The sequence below is a fragment of the Aquimarina sp. Aq107 genome, from assembly GCF_943733665.1.
Taxonomy (GTDB): Bacteria; Bacteroidota; Bacteroidia; order Flavobacteriales; family Flavobacteriaceae; genus Aquimarina.
Window position 1 is genome coordinate 5,251,798 of record NZ_OX030782.1, and the last position, 16,963, is coordinate 5,268,760.

Consider the following 16,963-nt stretch of genomic DNA (forward strand, 5'->3'; position numbering starts at 1 on the left):
ATCTATTTATTTATAGCATAGAAGGTAAAAATGTTACTTTTACTAATAAAATAAAATTTAAAATAAAAGGTAACAGATTGCCGTTTGATGACATTAACCTATGAGTATTAATGAAGAACGAAAAATTTTAGAAGGAATTGCAGCAGGAGATGCTAAGGTTATTAAATCTTTCTATAAAGACAATTATAATTACATTAAAGGATATATCTTAAAGAATTCTGGAGATGATGTAGATGTAGAAGATGTATTCCAGGATGCAATGATAGTTATTTATCAGAAACTTAAATCAGGTACATTAGAGATGAATGTTTCGATACGAACCTATCTTTATGCAGTATGTAAGAATATTTGGAGAAGTAGATTACGAAAGAAAAAGAAATTAATTGTGGATAATGATGCGATAGAGGCTAATGAAGAAATAGAAGCGTCTATAGCAGAGGACATAGAAAATAGGGAACGTGAGCATGTATACAGGAAATATTTTCTTAAACTAAGTGATAGTTGTAAAGAATTACTAAATCTGGTTTTTGATGGGAATAGTATGAAGGAGATCGCAAATATCACAGGGTATTCTGATGGATATACAAGAAAGAAAAAATTTGAATGTAAAAAATCACTTCTTGAAAAAATCGAAAAGGATCCCATGTATAAGGAGTTAAAAATAACTTCGTTAAAAGAATAATGGTATGGAAAGGACTCAGGAATTATTTGAAAAAATAGAGAGATATTTAGATAAAACATTATCCGAAGAAGAAGCAATTGCTTTCGAAACGGAAATGGCTACTAATCCAGAACTTAAACACGAAGTAGAGAAACACGAAGAATTGCATAAAGTTTTAAGTGATACAGATGTGTTGGATTTTAAGAAGAAATTACAAAAAATTGGAGAAGAAGTGAAAAATGAAAAATTAGAAGAAACTAAAACGTCATTTTTTCCATATCTAAAAATTGCGGCTTCTATAGTTGTGATTATTGGTGCTGGAACATTGTTATGGAATACGTTTAACTCATCCAATGATTTTTCTAATTTATATGGATCTTATTATGAATTATATCCAGTAGAAGATGCTACAAGAGGAAATATTCTAGAGCAATTGGATATTATTATGAAGAATTATGACCAAGGTAATCATGATAAGGTGGTAGAGGAGCTTGAAGAAAATGCTTCTTTAGTCACTTCCGAGCAATTAGAACTTTATTTAGGGAATAGCTATCTCCATATAGGAAAAGAAAAAGAAGCGCTATTGCAGTTTGAAAAAATAAAAGAGGATAGTAAATATCACGAAGGTGCTAGTTGGTATCGAGCTCTTACCTATCTTAAGTTAGGAAATACAGATACTTCTTTAGAAATCTTAGATGATATCATCAAATTTGATGGAATTTACAAAGAGAAAGCAATACAACTGAAAGGAGATTTAGAATAGTTGTATTAGAAATGATTTCTTAATTATTCATAGTAGTATATAATCCATATTTCTATCTTTGCCGCATAAATTGAATACTACTAAAATGGCCGTAAACTTTATAGAAGAACTACGCTGGAGAGGAATGTTGCATGATGCCATGCCTGGAACAGAAGAATACCTAATGGAACAGATGAGAGCTGCATATGTAGGGTTTGATCCTACTGCAGATTCTTTGCATATCGGGAATTTAGTTCCAATTATGTTGTTGGCACATTATCAACGAGCGGGTCATAAGCCATTTGCTTTAGTTGGAGGTGCTACTGGAATGATTGGAGACCCTTCTGGTAAATCTGCTGAGCGTAATCTCTTAGACGAAAAAACGTTACGTCATAATCAAGAGTCAATAAAAGCACAGCTAGCTCAGTTTTTAGATTTTGAAAGCAATGCCGCTAATGCTGCAGTTTTAGTAAATAACTATGATTGGATGAAAGACTTTTCATTCCTTGACTTTATTAGGGATGTAGGTAAGCATATTACGGTAAACTATATGATGGCTAAGGATTCTGTAAAGAATAGAATTTCCTCTGAGTCTTCTGATGGAATGTCTTTTACAGAATTTACATATCAATTGGTACAAGGATATGACTTTTTACATTTATATAAAGAACATGACTGTACGCTACAGATGGGAGGTAGTGATCAATGGGGGAATATCACCACAGGTACCGAACTAATAAGACGTATCGGCGGTGGAAAAGGATATGCTTTGACTTGTCCGTTGATTACAAAATCGGATGGCTCTAAATTTGGTAAGTCAGAAGGAGGAAATGTTTGGTTAGATGCTAAAAGAACATCTCCTTATAAGTTTTACCAATATTGGCTAAATACTAGTGATGAGGATGCAGAGAAGTACATTAAGATTTTTACATTTTTGACTAAAGATGAAATAGAAAATTTGGTTACTGAACATGCTGAAGCACCGCACCAAAGAATTCTTCAGAAGAAATTAGCTGACGAAATTACAATTATGGTGCATTCTCAGGAAGATCTTGATAATGCGATTAAAGCTTCTAATATTTTATTTGGAAGATCTACTTCTGAAGATTTAAAAGGGTTGGATGAAGCCACGTTTCTAGACGTTTTTGAGGGAGTTCCGCAAGCTGAAATTCCTAAGAGTATCATTGCTGATGGATTGGATGTAATTGGCGCGCTAGCTGAGCATACCGGTTTTTTGAAATCTAATGGAGAAGCTAGAAGAGCGCTTAAGGAGAACTCTATTTCTGTAAATAAAGAAAAAATTAAAGAAGGGTATTCAATAGCTACTGAGGATCTGATTAATGATCAATTTGTATTATTACAAAGAGGAAAGAAAAACTATTTTGTAATTAGAGCGGTATAAGTTTTTTGAGCTCATTAAATAACATAAAAAACAAAGCCTACCAGAATTTCTTCTTAGTAGGCTTTGTCAACTAACCAATCAATTATTGAAAAAAACTTAGCGTTCTATATTGTTTATCGAAACTTATTCGATTATTTTTTCGTTTTTATTTTTTGCCAATTCACATCGGCTTTTTCTTTTAATACCACAGCACCTTCTTCATTCCATTTTGTCAATGTGTTTATTCCCCAAGAATTGTAGAATAAGTACAGTTTTCCATCTCTAATTTCATATGTTTCAGGATCAATGTCTACTTTTTCTGCTTTTGCTCCAACCGCATAAGCGCAGTATCCTCCGTATTGTGGGATAAACTTTTCTGGATTGCTTTTAAATTTCTCCAGATTAGATTGACTTACAAATTTATATTTTGCATTATCATAGGTTGCCGTATATCTACTATCACCCTTTGTCGCTTTATTATTAAAGTATTCAGTAACATCATATCCTTCGGCTACAAATCCCTTTTTTACATTATAATCAACTTGCTGTGCTGAGACTGTTGTAGCTAATCCTAAAAACAATAAGACTATGAACTTTTTCATTTTATGCAATGTTTTTTTGTTGTTACATCCATTCAGTCGTTAAAAAAACAGAACATTACAATTTTAACATAATTATAAGTTTTTTTAGTATAGTTGAATACAAGTTCTATGTATTCTCAATCTAAATTTTCTTTCACTTATAAATACGTTTCATAAAAGTGAAAGTTGCATAAAAAACAAAAGTTTTTTAAAAATTGTTCTTTGTGAATTTTTAAGTAAATAGATGATCTATAAAAGAAACAAGGTTATAACGTCATTAAGTTGCAACCTCTAATATCACTGTTGTCAAATCGACCGAGAATTTCGAAACTTCCGTCATCATAGGTTTTTCCGAGGTCTTGTGTAGCAATAAACGAACATGAATTTATGTTTGCCAAGTCAATAATATTAATTCCTCCTGTTTTATTCGTTTCTAGAGGAGTAAGTGCATCCTCAGGATCTCGTGTAGAAATATTCATCCATGGTGGACAATGAAAAAGACCATCACCTTTAGAATATGCTTGAGATAATAACTCTGTCATGCCGTATTCACTATGGATTTTAGAAATACCAAATCCTTTTTTTAGAATTTGATGCAGTTCTTCACGAATGATCTCTTTTCGTCGACCTTTCATTCCTCCCGTTTCCATAACAATAGTATTCTCATTAAGTTGAATATCGTTACTTTCGATAAGATCTAATAGAGCAAAAGAAACACCAATCAATATAATTTTTTTATGTTCTTTAGTAAGTTCTTTAAGGGTCGTGATAAGCTTTTTAGTTTCATCAAGGTAAAAACCACTATTCGTTTGTTTACTGTTCTTAATTAATTTATCCGCCATATATACTAGAGAAGAACCTTCGCGTTCTAGATAAGAAGGTAAAAGTGCCAATATTGTATAGTCTGTTATATCTCCGTAAAAGTAACTGAATCCTTTAGAGAAGCTATTTTCATAAATGCCTAAATTGGTTACATAATGTTTACTGGTAATACTACCAGTTGTTCCACTACTAGTAAAAACTTGTTGAACATTAGAGGGTGAGCTAGTAATTTTTTCTTGTTTAAAAAACTCTACAGGCAGGAATGGGATTTCTTTACTTGTGGTAACAGCACTTTTGGTAATTCCAAGAAGATTACAAAAACGTTGGTATACCTGGCAATTAATATATTGATGTTGAAATACTCTTATCGCCATTTTTTCAAAATCTTCATTATTTTGAATCGTAAAAATTGTCTCAGAGAGCATATAGGCGTGTGGAGGTTATTTTAAAACAAAGGTATAAAAAAAACACACTACATGAAATAGCGTGTTTGTATGTTATAAAAACTAGCTTTATTAAATATTTTTATTACTACTAATAAAATATTACTAATTATTGTCTAATTAATTTTTTAGAAAAATCTTCTTCTCCGATCTTAATTTTTAAAACATAAACACCAGGAGGGAGCGATGAAATATCTAACTGCTCTTTAGTTGTGATTACCTTAAATAATACGGTTCTACCTAAAACACTATAAACTCTACAAGTCATTGATTTCCCAGATTTAGAAGTAATATTAAGAATATTACCAGAAACCGGATTTGGAAATACTTGAACTTCTTCTTGATCGTCTGTTTTTATAGTGGATTGTGCACTAACTCCAGTAGAAAAGGAGAGTACAAAAATGCCAGTAAGTATGAGTAGTAAGTAGATTTTTTTCATAAAACTTTATTTTGGGACCATAAAAGTACAATATTTTATTAATAATTGAGTTAGGGTTGTCGTTTTTAAATGTTAAATCTCTACAAAAAAAACGATTTTATTTTCTTAATTACGGTTTTACCATTTTTAAATCCCTGTTTTGATTTTTGTAGTTTCATAAAAAAAGTAGATATTTGTTTATTATGAAGTTATAAGGAATTATGTACGTCTTTTTGGAAATATCGGTCTCGGTATTATGTAGCTAAAGAAATCTTCTTTAGCTAGTTTCCATTTATATCTTTTTTTTTTCAACGTAATTCTTTTATTTATGACACAAAATAAACTTACTCTCACCAAACTGTTCTCATATTTTAAATTAGCCGTTAGTGGCAAGGAACAACAATTTACGTCCGGAAGTATCCGTAAGGCTGTTTTTATGCTTGCAATTCCTATGATCTTAGAGATGATGATGGAATCTATTTTTGCTTTAGTTGATGCGTATTGGGTTTCTAACTTAGGCGCAAACGCAATTGCTACTGTAGGTTTAACAGAATCAGTGATTACTTTAATTTATGCTGTGGCAATTGGACTCAGTATGGGTGTTACCGCAATAGTAGCTCGCAGAGTTGGAGAAAAGGATATTGAAGGAGCTTCACAAGCAGCAGTTCAATCTATTTTTTTAGGAATTTCTGTAGCGGTAATTATTAGTGTAATAGGGATACTTTATCCGAAAGAAATTTTAGCTCTTATGGGTGCTGAGGCAGATTTAATAGCTGATGGATATGGGTATACTCAGGTTTTATTAGGAGGAAATATAACAATTATGTTATTGTTTCTGATTAATGCAGTTTTCCGAGGAGCAGGAGATGCTTCTGTTGCTATGAAAGTTCTAATAGTTTCTAATTTGTTAAATATTATTTTAGACCCACTTTTTATTTTTGGGTTTGGACCAATTCCAAGTTTTGGTGTACAGGGAGCCGCTATTGCAACAACAATTGGTAGAGGTAGTGCGGTACTATTACAACTTGCAATTCTTTTCTTTGGATGGAGTAAAATCAAAGTGGCTTTTAAGGATATTGTTCTTAGATCGAAAGTGATGATTAATTTAATTAAGGTATCTCTTGGCGGGATTGGTCAGTTCATTATAGGTACTTCTAGTTGGGTATTTTTAATGCGCATTATGGCGGAGTTTGGGAGCGAGGTACTTGCAGGGTATACTATTGCAATTAGAGTATTGATGTTTACATTAATGCCATCATGGGGGATGAGTAATGCGGCTGCAACATTAGTAGGGCAAAATCTAGGAGCAGCTAAGCCAGATCGAGCAGAACAATCAGTATGGAAAACCGGGAAATACAATGCTTATTTTATGATTGTTGTATCTGTACTATATTTAATTTTTGCAGAGGTAATTATCAAGATTTTTAGCAGTGAGCCTGAAGTGGTAAAATATGGAGCTTTAAGTTTACGAGTAATTGCGGCAGGTTATGTGTTTTATGCATATGGTATGGTGATTATTCAATCTTTTAATGGAGCAGGAGATACCAAAACACCAACTATTATTAATTTCTTTTGCTTTTGGGTGTTTCAATTACCATTCGCCTATTTGGCTGCAATAGTATTGGATTGGGGAGCTATGGGAGTTTTCTTAGCAATTACATTTGCAGAAGTGTTAATTGCTGTTGTTGGAATTATATGGTTTAGGAAGGGCACTTGGAAATCAGTAAAAGTATAAACAAAAAACACCCTCAAATTTGAGGGTGTTTTCTATATAAGATGAGATTTTATCTCTTTCTTTTATAATTTAGTTCTATAAAGAAGTTGCCCAAGCAAAATCAGCTGCTACTGTCGTAGAAGTACTATATGTTGTAGCTTCTGCTGCATCAGCACCATCAGCTTGTAAGTTAGAAGCTGGCGCGCTATCTCTAAAATCAAACTGAGTATCAAATCCAGTTAATGAAAGACCAGTAATAGTTGCTCCAGAGTTGTTTTTGATTTGTATCCCTGTTCCTCCCATTGTAGAAACTGCAGTAAAGTTAACCAGTGTTGGGTTGTTATTTACACCATCAGCTTCGATGGCAGTAGAGAAATCAGCGATGGTGATGTTTACGAATGTGTTCGTAAGTGTACCGTTCCATCCTTCAGTCCAGTCTACAGCATCATCTTCAAGATTTTCTGCATAGAAATTAGTCATGTTTACAGTTCCTCCGAAGAATTCAACTCCGTCATCAGAACCTCCGATAACAGCAACGTTAGTAATTGTAGTTCCACTACCTACTGCATAAAGAGTTAAACCATTGAACTGAGAATCAGCATTGATCTGAGCACCTGTATTTTTAAGAACTAAGTAATTAATAGTACCAGAATTATCTGTATCGTTAGTACCACCATAAACAAGACCACCTACTTCAGCAATAGCGTTTACTCCTTCGGTAGTAGTAGCGTCACCACAAATAAGCAATCCACCCCAAGCTTGACCGTCATTTGACTCCATTACTACTGGATCAGCCATTGTTCCCTGGATATCTATAGAAGCTCCTTTTAATACAGCTAAGTAGTTTGCAGTTCCAGACTCAGAAGTAATTGTAGTTCCAGCTGGAATTGTTAAAGTAGCACCATTACTTACTAAAACAGGTCCACTTATTTCGTATGCTACAGAAGCATCAAGCGTAAGATCGCTAGAAATAGTAGCAGGAAGTACGTTACCAGAACCAGTTCCTGCATCAATTACCCAAGCAAATAAACTAGCGTTTGTAGAAGATGTACTAAATACAGCGTCATCAGCAGTATCTGCATCAGCTCCGTCAATTTGTAAGTTAGAAGCTGGAGCGCTATCTCTAAAATCGAAAGATGTATCAAATCCAGTTAAAGTTAAACCGTTGATAGTAGCACCAGAATCATTTTTGATTTGGATTGCAGTTCCTCCAGTAGAAGAGATTGCAGTAAAATTAACAAGTGTTGGGTTGTTATTTACACCATCAGCTTCGATTGCAGTAGAGAAATCTGTAATTGTGTTTAAAACATATCCGTTAGTAAGTGTTCCATTCCAACCTTCAGTCCAGTCTACAGCATCATCTTCATTGTTCTGTAAGTACATGTTAGTTACAGATACTGTTCCACCAAAAAATTCTACTCCATCATCAGTACCATTAATAATACCAACATTGTCAATCGTAGTTCCAGAACCTACTGCATATAACGTAAGACCATTAAATTGTGAATCTGCATTTATTTGAGCACCAGCATCTCTAATTATTAAATAATCAATATTTCCAGAGCTATCTGCGTCATTAGTTCCTCCATAGATAAGACCACCTACTTCTGCTGTAGCATCAGAACCTTCAGTAGTGGTAGCATCTCCGCAGATTACTAAACCACCCCAAGCTCCTGCTGTACCATTAGAACGCATAATAACTGGATTAGCTGCTGTTCCTTGAATATCAATATCAGCACCTTTTAAAACCGCAAGGTAGTTTTCAACACCTGATTCAGATACGATTTCAGTACCTGCAGGTATAGTAAGAGTAACTCCTGACGCAACAGTTACAGTTCCTGTAATTGAGTATGTAACACTAGCGTCTAATGTAAGATCCTCACTGATAAGACCATTTAATATAGAATCATCAATAGGTGTTATTGGTCCACCATTGTCATCATCACTACCACAGGAAACTGAAAGTAACCCCGTAATTAGTGCAAAGCTTAATAATTTACTTAACGTTTTCATCATTGTTTATATTTAATTAAAATAAAGTTTTAAAATTTATAACTAACACTTAAAGAAGTTTCTATTCCTGTAGAATAAGATAAAATGGTGCTCTCAAATTGATCACCACTCACAACCTCTTGAATGAATTGAGATCTTTTTATAGTTGGGTTTAATAAATTTTTGGCGGTTAGACCTATGCTCCAGCGGTCATTAATTTCTTTATTAGCAATAAAGTCTAATGTCACAAAACCTTGTTCTATAATTTCACCATTGAAAAATACGTCGGGTTGTTGTTGATTTCTGGGAGCTCCTAATGCAAAAATCTTATCTGATGTATAGTTACCTGTTAGTGTAAGTTCATATGGGAATTCTTCACCAGAATTAAAAGTAAGTGCTAGGTTAGAGATCCAGTCAGATGCACCTTCTAATCCAATTTCGGTTCTGTTCCCATACTTAAAGGTCTGTTCAAGAGTTCCGTCTTCTCTAATAACATCTTTTAAATCCTGCACGTGATCTAAATAAGATATGTTTCCACTAAGTCTTAAATTAGGATTTGATTCTCGTTTCTTAATTATATATACTCTTCCTTCTAGTTCGAATCCTAAAATACGAGCTCTATCACCTGTATTGAAGTAAGAGAAAATATCCTCTCCTCCTCTTTGTAATCCACGGTTTATAGGATCTTCAATTCTTTTATAGAATGTACTAAAGGATAGTAATTCATCACTTTCTGGGAAAAATTCTACCTTGAAATCTACGTTGTAGTTTGTAGATCTTTCAACGTTAGGATTTCCCTGAAATACCTGTCCAACTTGCGATACGTATTGGAAAGGCGCAATTTCTTTAAATTCAGGTAATGTCTGCCCTAAACTTCCTGAAAGACGTAATGCTAACTTTTCATTTACTGCATATTTTAAGTTAACATATGGGTATAGGTTATCATATTCTTTGTTAGAAGAACCAATTCTAGCTTGACCAGTAGCAGGGTTCACGAAGTTTCCTACATCAAAGCTAACATCGATTTCATCTTTCTGATAACGAACACCAACTTGTGCTGTGAAGTTGTTAAATATTCCCGTAAAGTTTGCGTTACCAGAATAAGAAAGAAGCTCTGCGTCATAAGTATCTATTGGCTGCGTATTAAGTTGTAGTGCACCAGTGTCAAAATTTTGTTGAGTGAAGATATCACCTAAAGCATCTATTGATGTAGGGTTGATTTCTACATTACCTTCTTCAACTCCGAAAAATTGAGATAAGAAATCTCTGGTTTTATTTCTAAAATCTCCACCAATATTTAATACAAAAATATCTTCTTCATCTTCGTTTTGCTTAAGAACCCATTCATCAGAAATTCTAGCATTAATTTCTTGATCGGTAATTTCTTGAACAGATTTTCTTTGCTGAAACCCTCCGGTAAATCCAAGTTCTATAATCCCATCTTCGTTCTCAGGTGTATTTGGGTTGTCATTAAGAATATTTACCTCATTACGAATTCTATTAGGTTCGTTAGCTACTAAATAGTTGAATCCAGCTGCCCATTCTAAGTTATTCTTTTCAGAAAGTGTATGTTCTCCGATAAGTTGTGTTGCTGATAGAAAAGTGCTCTTTATATTTTGATCTCTAAGAAATTGAGATCCTTCTTCGATATTATCTAGTTCTTCGAAAAACTCTGTAGTACGTTCACGTCCTGCTTCTAAGGTTTCTTCAAAAACTTTATTTATAGCAAAAGTGTTGAAAGATAATTTATGATCATTGTTAACTTTGTATTGTGTATGAAACATAGCAGTCGAATTCACTGTACGTAACCAACGTCTTAAATCATCTTCTGGTACGATGTCCCGTAGGTTTCCTTGATCATATTCTCTGAATAAACCTTCACGATACTCATAATCAACGGATTGACCTCCACTGAAATAAACTTTCCAATTTCTTTCTTCACCTAAGATACCTCCAACATTAAACCCAAATCCGTAGTTAATAGGTGTGGATGCTTCTGTAGTATTCCAAGACTGTTGAGTTAAAGCGTTTACAAGATTATTAGCTTCAAACTCACGGCTATATATTCCTAAAGAAATATCATTGTTATTAGCTGTTGTCTTAAAATTGCTAAAAATATCACTATCTGCAGCATTCGAATTAACTCCTGCACTAACACTTACACCAATATCTTTGGTTTTTGTAACCTGTTTAGAAACGATGTCGATATTTCCAGAAGCAAGATCCGCCGAATTAGAAGGAGCAAAGGTTTTACTTATGGAAACATTTCCAATAAATCTTGTTGGGAATAATTCTAAGTCTATATTTTTTTTGTCGATGTTGTCGGAAGGTATCGGTAATCCATTAAGAGTAGTGCTTAGATAACGATCACCTAAACCACGTACATAAATATCTCCAGATCCTTCTGCTTTAGATACACCAGATATTTTGGTGGTAGCTGCGGAGGCGTTAGATACTCCAAGTCGTGTTAGTTGTTCTGCTCCTATACTCTCTTTTATTTGAACTGCATTTTTTTGTTCTAATAATAAAGCTTCTTCTCTTTCTCTACTTGTTTGCACTTTTATCACGACTTCTTCAAGCGCTGCTGCAGTAGCGCCAAGAGCAGTGTCAATTACAGTTACCTTATTAGGCTCTATAACTACATCAGGAATACGTAACGTTTCATATCCCGTAAAACTAAATTCTAAGGTGTATGTTCCTGGAGTGATGTTAGTGATTTCATATTTTCCATCAAAATCCGAGGATGTACCTTGAGTTGTACCTACAATAACAATATTGGCAAATGGTAATGGTTGGTTGTTTACTTCTTTGTCTAGAAGTGTTCCGGCAATGGATCCGGTTTCTTGTGCAAAATTTAATCCAAGATAAAACAGTGCGATAACTGTGAAAAATTTTCTCATTTCGTGTCCTTAAAAAATCTGATACAAATAAATACGGTTTTACAGTAAGAAATCTTATCCTACTATTATCCTTAGTTTAAGGGATTGTAATTTGGTATAAATGAGAGAAAAGTTGTTTTTAGTACTCTTTTTTATTTTGTTTTACCGATTAAACCTCAAAAACAAAATACTGATAATCAGGTAGTTAAAATACATTTCGTTTTACCTGCTAAAATTGATTTTGTTTTTTAAAAATCACAGGAGCAGATTACGTTAATTTGTATAAAACTTTACAAAAAGATTATCTTAGTGTTAAATGGGGGCTATTTTAGATTTTTGGGTTAACAATCAGATAAACTCGTGCTAACTATACTTAATATATTTTTGTATTTTTTTAGGAATTACCTTAAAATTCTCTTGCATTTATAATAGTCTTATTTGTAAACTCTTAAAAAAGCTTCTTTTTAAGAGTTTAATAAAAAAGAGAAGGCTGAAGAGAAACATTATTGTTGTTGGATAATAATGATCTTCCAGCCTTCTACGAACACGTATCTTTATATCAATCGAATATCTTCTGATTCTTAAAGAAACTGAACTGATAATTTTGTATTTGTTTAAATATTTTTTTGGGATAAAATCTGAAAGCAAATTACAGGAGTTTAGCTGTGATTTGTTTTAACTTATTATTATTCTTGAATTAAGGAAGTGTAACTTTTACCAAAAAGTAATAGATAGGTTTGATTTAGGTTTTTAGCACTGTGATTTGGTTTTTTTAGATAGCATCGAGAATTAATTGTTTGTTTTTCAGTAGGTTTTGTTGCGTTTACTGGTTTTGAGCGTGTTTATTATGATATTTTAATAATAGACTTTTTTATTTTTAATTATTAAAAAAGTATTATCTCAACGTTAAATGACATTAAACTTTCAGAAGTGCTTTACAGTTATTTAAAATAAGATCTCGTAAAAAAAAGCATCTTGAAAATCTTCAAGATGCTTTTAAATAGCTTAATATTAGCTGAATTCTTATTTCGAATTAGTTACGAGTCCATCCAGAATTCCATGAGTTGTAATCTGCACCAGTTCCATTACCAACACCAGTGATTACATCTGCTTCTCCAAAAGTGGTTCCAGTATCATTTTTAAGAGTAAGAGTAATATCATCAAAAGTGATATCTGTAACAGAAGTTTCATCGCTTAATACACCGTTTCCAGTCTCGGTATCATCAAGGTCAAAACCTTCTGCAAAACCTTCTAATAACACATTGGTAAATACAGCTCTTGTTCCAGCACGTAATCTGATAGCTTCATTCTCATTAGAAGAACCAAGTCCATTAATGGTTAGGTTTGTAACTGTAGGAGCAGACCAAAATACAGGATTAGAGTTGTTTCCGATATCTGTATTAAAACCATCACCTTCTATTCCTTTGTCATGAGATTGTCTGTGCTCGATATATACATTTGTTAAAGTTCCTGTAAATCCTTCAGTCCAGTCTACAGAATCATCCTGCGAACCTACAACAGATATGAATGAAGCGTTAACCGTTCCTCCAAAAAACTCTACTCCATCATCTGCTCCTTCAAAAGCTTGTATGTATTCTATTGTAGTTCCATTTCCTACTGCGTAGAATGAAAATCCATTATTTTCTGAAGCTGCATCCGCTGCACCACCAGAATATTCGATACGAACGTATCTAAGGATCCCTGAGTTGTCATCTACTACACTACCACCGTATGGTAATCCTCCAATTTCGGAAGTAGAAGTTGCGTCTCCTCCAACAACGGAGTTTATAGGTGCTTTACCTAATAAGATTAAACCTCCCCAGTCTCCAGGATTAGGAGTTGAGGTAGCAGAAGTAAATACAATTGGGTTAGAAGAAGTTCCTTCTGCGTTGATTATTCCTCCTTGTAATACAGCGATGTATACATCAGATCCGGTTGCTGCACGTACAACTACACCAGGCTCTACAGTTAATGTAAAACCTTCAGGAACTATAAGTGCGCTAGTAAGCGAGTACTCAGTATTTGACTCAAGAGTAAGGTCTTCTGTAAGAGTACCTCCTATAACTTCACTCGTAGGATCAACTGGAGAACCATCACCATTGATGTTAATCGTTATGTCTGATGTATCGTCACTTGCACATGCAGCGAAAAGCATTGCAATGACAGTAATTTTTAAAAGAAATATGTTTGCTTTCATGATTTTTATTTTAATTAATTGTATTCGTGTTCGTTTTAATTGGGTTAAAATGTATATTTAAATTGTAATCCGATATTTACTCCTCTTTTATAACTAGATAGCGCAAATTCATCTATTGGATTTATTTCATTAGTTGCATTTCTACTAAATGGAATGCCTAAAGTGGTAAGTACATCTTCTGATATAGTAGCATTTTCTCGAACTCTTTCAATCGTTGGGTTCAACAGGTTTTTAACACTAAGGTTAATTTCAAAGTTATCACGTACTTTGTTTTTCCAGACGAAATCTAATGTCGGCACTCCCTTTTCAACTATGTTTCCTAATTGTCCTGCTCCTAATGCATCGATACGATCAGAAAAATAAGAAAACACAAGGTTTGCTACAGGCTTATAATCTCCAAAAGTTGGCGTATAACTTACATCAGCATTGATCAAAAATGGTGATGCACCTTGTAGTTGATCAGAATCTCTATTAAAATTGGTATTGAAGGTTCCCGAAACAGTTTTTAAATCTTGTTTTGTAGCTGTATACGTAACGTTTAGACCTGCAGAAAGAAGACTTTCTTCTTCAGTGTTTAATAACAATGCTTTACGTGCTTCTAATTCAAGACCAAAAACTTCTGCTTTATCTCCTGTTCTAAAGAAACGTTGTGTTCCTGTAGCGTCATTCGCAGATACTAAGTTTACAGGATCGTTAATTTGTTTTGCAAAAGCAGCAATAGAAAATATCTGCCCTCTATTAAAGAACCATTCGTATTTTAAATCTAGATTGATAATAGAAGAGAATGCAGGATCATTTAATAGGTCTGGATTACCACCGATACGATCAGTTACATTTTCATATACAAATGGAGCAACTTCTTTAAATTCTGGATTAGAAACGGTTCTACTCACAGAAAAACGTAAATTTTGATCCTCGTTTAATGCATATTTTACATTTAAGCTAGGTAATAAAAAAGTCTCTGTTGCCTCATTACGTCCAGGATTGTTAAATGCAAGGTTGATTACATCGTATTCAATGCTTTGTTTGAATGATTCTACACGCAATCCAGGAACAAATGTCCATTTCTCTCCGTATTTATAGATTGCATTAGCATATAATGCGTGTATATCTAAGTTTCCAGTATAAGTGTTTTCTGGAAGTCCCGGAAGATTTGTGTTTCCTAATCCAGCTGAAGGATCTAAAGCATTTATCACTACTGTATTATAGGTAACACCTAGATTATCAATATTAAAAATTGAATTGAAATCATTAACATCAGTAACTTCTGTTCTTGGTTCAATAATACTTAATCCAAAACGTTGATTATCAAAATCACGTTGTTTTATACGTCCGTTATATCCAAAATTGAAGGACAGATTTTCTGATTGCTCGTACGCTACGTTTATACGACCGTTCCATTCTTGGTCTTCGATATTTTGAAAATAGCGTTGGTTGTCAAAATCTACGTTACGGAAAAGAACTGGGTTTGTAGTTGGATCATTATCTAATGCCAGATCAAACTGCTCTAATGCAATACGCTTTCTATCTGGTTGACGAGCAAGAACACTGTTAAAACCAATTCCGTAATCTACTTTTATTTTTTCATTAATGTTACTAACTCCAGATAGTTGATTCACATAAATCATGTCTTGTTCGAATTGAACATTTTGAGTAAAAAAACCAAAGTCGTCAATATCTGCAATAGTATTTCGATTAAATCCTTTCCCATCAATTCCAAAACGCTCTATATCATCTTTAGCATCGTTAATAAATAAAGAAGTAAACTTTATTCTATGATCAGGATTAATACTATATACAATATTTGCCATTGCAGTAGTAGTACGGCTATATTCAAAGCTTTCAGCATCTCTAAATATTTGATTCTCTGCGGCAGTTACATTTGCTGCTTGTCCTCTTGCGTATTCATAACTACTTCCAAAAGAAGCGGTTCCAAAGATGCTTAGTTTTGATTCCTCACCAATTTCCCAGGATTTCCCCGCTGTAATTGATCCAGAAAGTCCAACCGGTCCTTCTGATGAAACAGGATCAATACCGTGAGATAGTACAACAGCAAATGGATCATTTTTATATCTATTGTAAAATCCAAAGAATCCCGTTCCTTCACTTTTTACGAACTTTTCTCCGATTGCAGCTGTGTTTATTGTATTACCTAGATCTACATTAACATATGCTTTTCCGACGTGTTCTTTGGCAATAATATCTACATTACCTGCTGCAAAATCACCATAAAAATTGGCAGCATATGTTTTGCTTACACCTATGTTCTGAATAACATCAGATGAAAAGAGACCAAGATCTATATTTTTCTTATCTACATTATTTGCTGGTAATGATAAACCATTAAATGTAGTGTTCAGGTATCTGTCTCCAAGACCTCTAACATAAACATTACCTCCACCTTCTTGTTTTGAGATTCCAGAAATTTTAGTAACAGCTCCAGCAGCGTTACTCACACCTTTGTTCGAAAGTTCCTGAGCTCCAATGCTCTGTTTCTGAACTACAGCACCTTTTTGGTCTAAAAGAAGTGCTTGCACACTTTCTTTTTTTCTACTAGTTGTTTTAATAACAACTTCATCTAAGGCTGCTGCACTAGCACCAATGGATGCGTTTACAGTAGTAGTTTCATTTGGTTTTACGATAACTTCTTTTTCAAGTGTTTCATATCCAACAAAACTAAATTCTACAACGTATGTTCCGGGTTCTAAATTTTCAATAGTATATAGACCATCAAAATCTGTAGTAGTACCTTTACTAGTTCCTTTGATTAAAACATTAGCAAAGGGTAATGGTTGACTGTTTGCTTCTTTATCAAGCAAAGTACCGGCTATAGAGCCAGTTTCCTGCGCACTAACTATTCCAACAACGAATAGTGCACAGAGAATAACAATATTTCTCATAACGTGTTCTAAATTCGGTGCAAATAACGTTAGCTATTGTTACTTGTGCGTTACTTAGAAATTAAATAAGAGTAATTATAGTGTTATGTAATTGTTACCTAAAAAGGGTTGATAAGATTATTGTGATTAATTTTTAAGAAAGTGATTTTTGTATAAAGTCTTAATTTATAAGGTGTTTAGAGGTGATTTGTTTTTGTTTACCTAATTGTTAAGAAGCGTGCTATTTGTAGTTT

The 16,963-nt window shown here is 33.6% G+C and carries 11 protein-coding genes; 4 read left to right on the top strand and 7 right to left on the bottom strand.

All coding sequences use genetic code 11. The annotated features are described in order from the left end of the window. Positions 1-100 precede the first annotated feature (100 nt). From NMK29_RS22735 to tyrS, 3 genes are all read left to right on the top strand, one after another. Positions 101-682, top strand: coding sequence for an RNA polymerase sigma factor (locus NMK29_RS22735; RefSeq protein WP_108804895.1), 582 nt, complete (start codon positions 101-103; stop codon positions 680-682). 4 nt (positions 683-686) lie between these two features. Next, on the top strand, positions 687-1,424 hold the full coding sequence (locus NMK29_RS22740) for a hypothetical protein (RefSeq protein ID WP_108804896.1): 738 nt from the start codon (positions 687-689) through the stop codon (positions 1,422-1,424). Between the two features lie 85 nt (positions 1,425-1,509). Continuing rightward, positions 1,510-2,805, top strand: coding sequence for a tyrosine--tRNA ligase (tyrS, locus tag NMK29_RS22745; RefSeq protein ID WP_108804897.1), 1,296 nt, complete (start codon positions 1,510-1,512; stop codon positions 2,803-2,805). A 131-nt stretch (positions 2,806-2,936) separates the two neighbouring features. On the opposite strand, the gene NMK29_RS22750 is transcribed toward tyrS, so the two are convergent. From NMK29_RS22750 to NMK29_RS22760, 3 genes are all read right to left on the bottom strand, one after another. Further along, entirely contained in the window at positions 2,937-3,386 is a 450-nt protein-coding gene (locus NMK29_RS22750) for a YHS domain-containing (seleno)protein (RefSeq protein ID WP_027394865.1), read from the bottom strand. 245 nt (positions 3,387-3,631) lie between these two features. After that, a complete protein-coding gene (locus tag NMK29_RS22755; protein WP_108804898.1) occupies positions 3,632-4,612 on the bottom strand; it encodes an acyl transferase in 981 nt (326 codons plus the stop codon). A 127-nt stretch (positions 4,613-4,739) separates the two neighbouring features. After that, a complete protein-coding gene (locus NMK29_RS22760) occupies positions 4,740-5,069 on the bottom strand; it encodes a T9SS type A sorting domain-containing protein (RefSeq protein WP_108804899.1) in 330 nt (109 codons plus the stop codon). A gap of 307 nt (positions 5,070-5,376) precedes the next feature. On the opposite strand from NMK29_RS22760, the gene NMK29_RS22765 reads away from it, so the two are divergent. After that, the gene (locus NMK29_RS22765) at positions 5,377-6,783 is read left to right on the top strand and encodes an MATE family efflux transporter (protein WP_108804900.1); all 1,407 of its coding nucleotides are present in this window, start codon (positions 5,377-5,379) and stop codon (positions 6,781-6,783) included. A gap of 75 nt (positions 6,784-6,858) precedes the next feature. Here the strand turns inward: NMK29_RS22765 and NMK29_RS22770 are convergent, their stop codons facing one another. The 4 genes from NMK29_RS22770 to NMK29_RS22785 form a co-directional block, all read right to left on the bottom strand. Beyond that, positions 6,859-8,775 carry a hypothetical protein gene (locus NMK29_RS22770; RefSeq protein WP_234424319.1) on the bottom strand — a complete coding sequence of 639 codons (1,917 nt, stop codon included), beginning with the start codon at positions 8,773-8,775 and terminating at the stop codon, positions 6,859-6,861. 29 nt (positions 8,776-8,804) lie between these two features. Then, the gene (locus tag NMK29_RS22775; protein WP_108804902.1) at positions 8,805-11,654 is read right to left on the bottom strand and encodes a TonB-dependent receptor; all 2,850 of its coding nucleotides are present in this window, start codon (positions 11,652-11,654) and stop codon (positions 8,805-8,807) included. 1,012 nt (positions 11,655-12,666) lie between these two features. Then, complete coding sequence (locus NMK29_RS22780; protein WP_108804903.1) at positions 12,667-13,830, bottom strand: multidrug transporter; 1,164 nt, start codon at positions 13,828-13,830, stop codon at positions 12,667-12,669. A gap of 44 nt (positions 13,831-13,874) precedes the next feature. Next, positions 13,875-16,730: a TonB-dependent receptor gene (locus NMK29_RS22785; protein ID WP_108804904.1), complete on the bottom strand. Its 2,856-nt coding sequence runs from the start codon at positions 16,728-16,730 to the stop codon at positions 13,875-13,877. Between the last annotated feature and the right edge of the window lie 233 nt (positions 16,731-16,963).

What these genes read in the sequence shown, in the direction of transcription:
- NMK29_RS22735 (WP_108804895.1), top strand. Translation starts at nt 101, where the DNA reads ATGAGTATTAATGAAGAACGAAAAATTTTAGAAGGAATTGCAGCAGGA.
- NMK29_RS22740 (WP_108804896.1), top strand. Translation starts at nt 687, where the DNA reads ATGGAAAGGACTCAGGAATTATTTGAAAAAATAGAGAGATATTTAGAT.
- tyrS (WP_108804897.1), top strand. Translation starts at nt 1,510, where the DNA reads ATGGCCGTAAACTTTATAGAAGAACTACGCTGGAGAGGAATGTTGCAT.
- NMK29_RS22750 (WP_027394865.1), bottom strand. Translation starts at nt 3,386, where the DNA reads ATGAAAAAGTTCATAGTCTTATTGTTTTTAGGATTAGCTACAACAGTC.
- NMK29_RS22755 (WP_108804898.1), bottom strand. Translation starts at nt 4,612, where the DNA reads ATGCTCTCTGAGACAATTTTTACGATTCAAAATAATGAAGATTTTGAA.
- NMK29_RS22760 (WP_108804899.1), bottom strand. Translation starts at nt 5,069, where the DNA reads ATGAAAAAAATCTACTTACTACTCATACTTACTGGCATTTTTGTACTC.
- NMK29_RS22765 (WP_108804900.1), top strand. Translation starts at nt 5,377, where the DNA reads ATGACACAAAATAAACTTACTCTCACCAAACTGTTCTCATATTTTAAA.
- NMK29_RS22770 (WP_234424319.1), bottom strand. Translation starts at nt 8,775, where the DNA reads ATGAAAACGTTAAGTAAATTATTAAGCTTTGCACTAATTACGGGGTTA.
- NMK29_RS22775 (WP_108804902.1), bottom strand. Translation starts at nt 11,654, where the DNA reads ATGAGAAAATTTTTCACAGTTATCGCACTGTTTTATCTTGGATTAAAT.
- NMK29_RS22780 (WP_108804903.1), bottom strand. Translation starts at nt 13,830, where the DNA reads ATGAAAGCAAACATATTTCTTTTAAAAATTACTGTCATTGCAATGCTT.
- NMK29_RS22785 (WP_108804904.1), bottom strand. Translation starts at nt 16,730, where the DNA reads ATGAGAAATATTGTTATTCTCTGTGCACTATTCGTTGTTGGAATAGTT.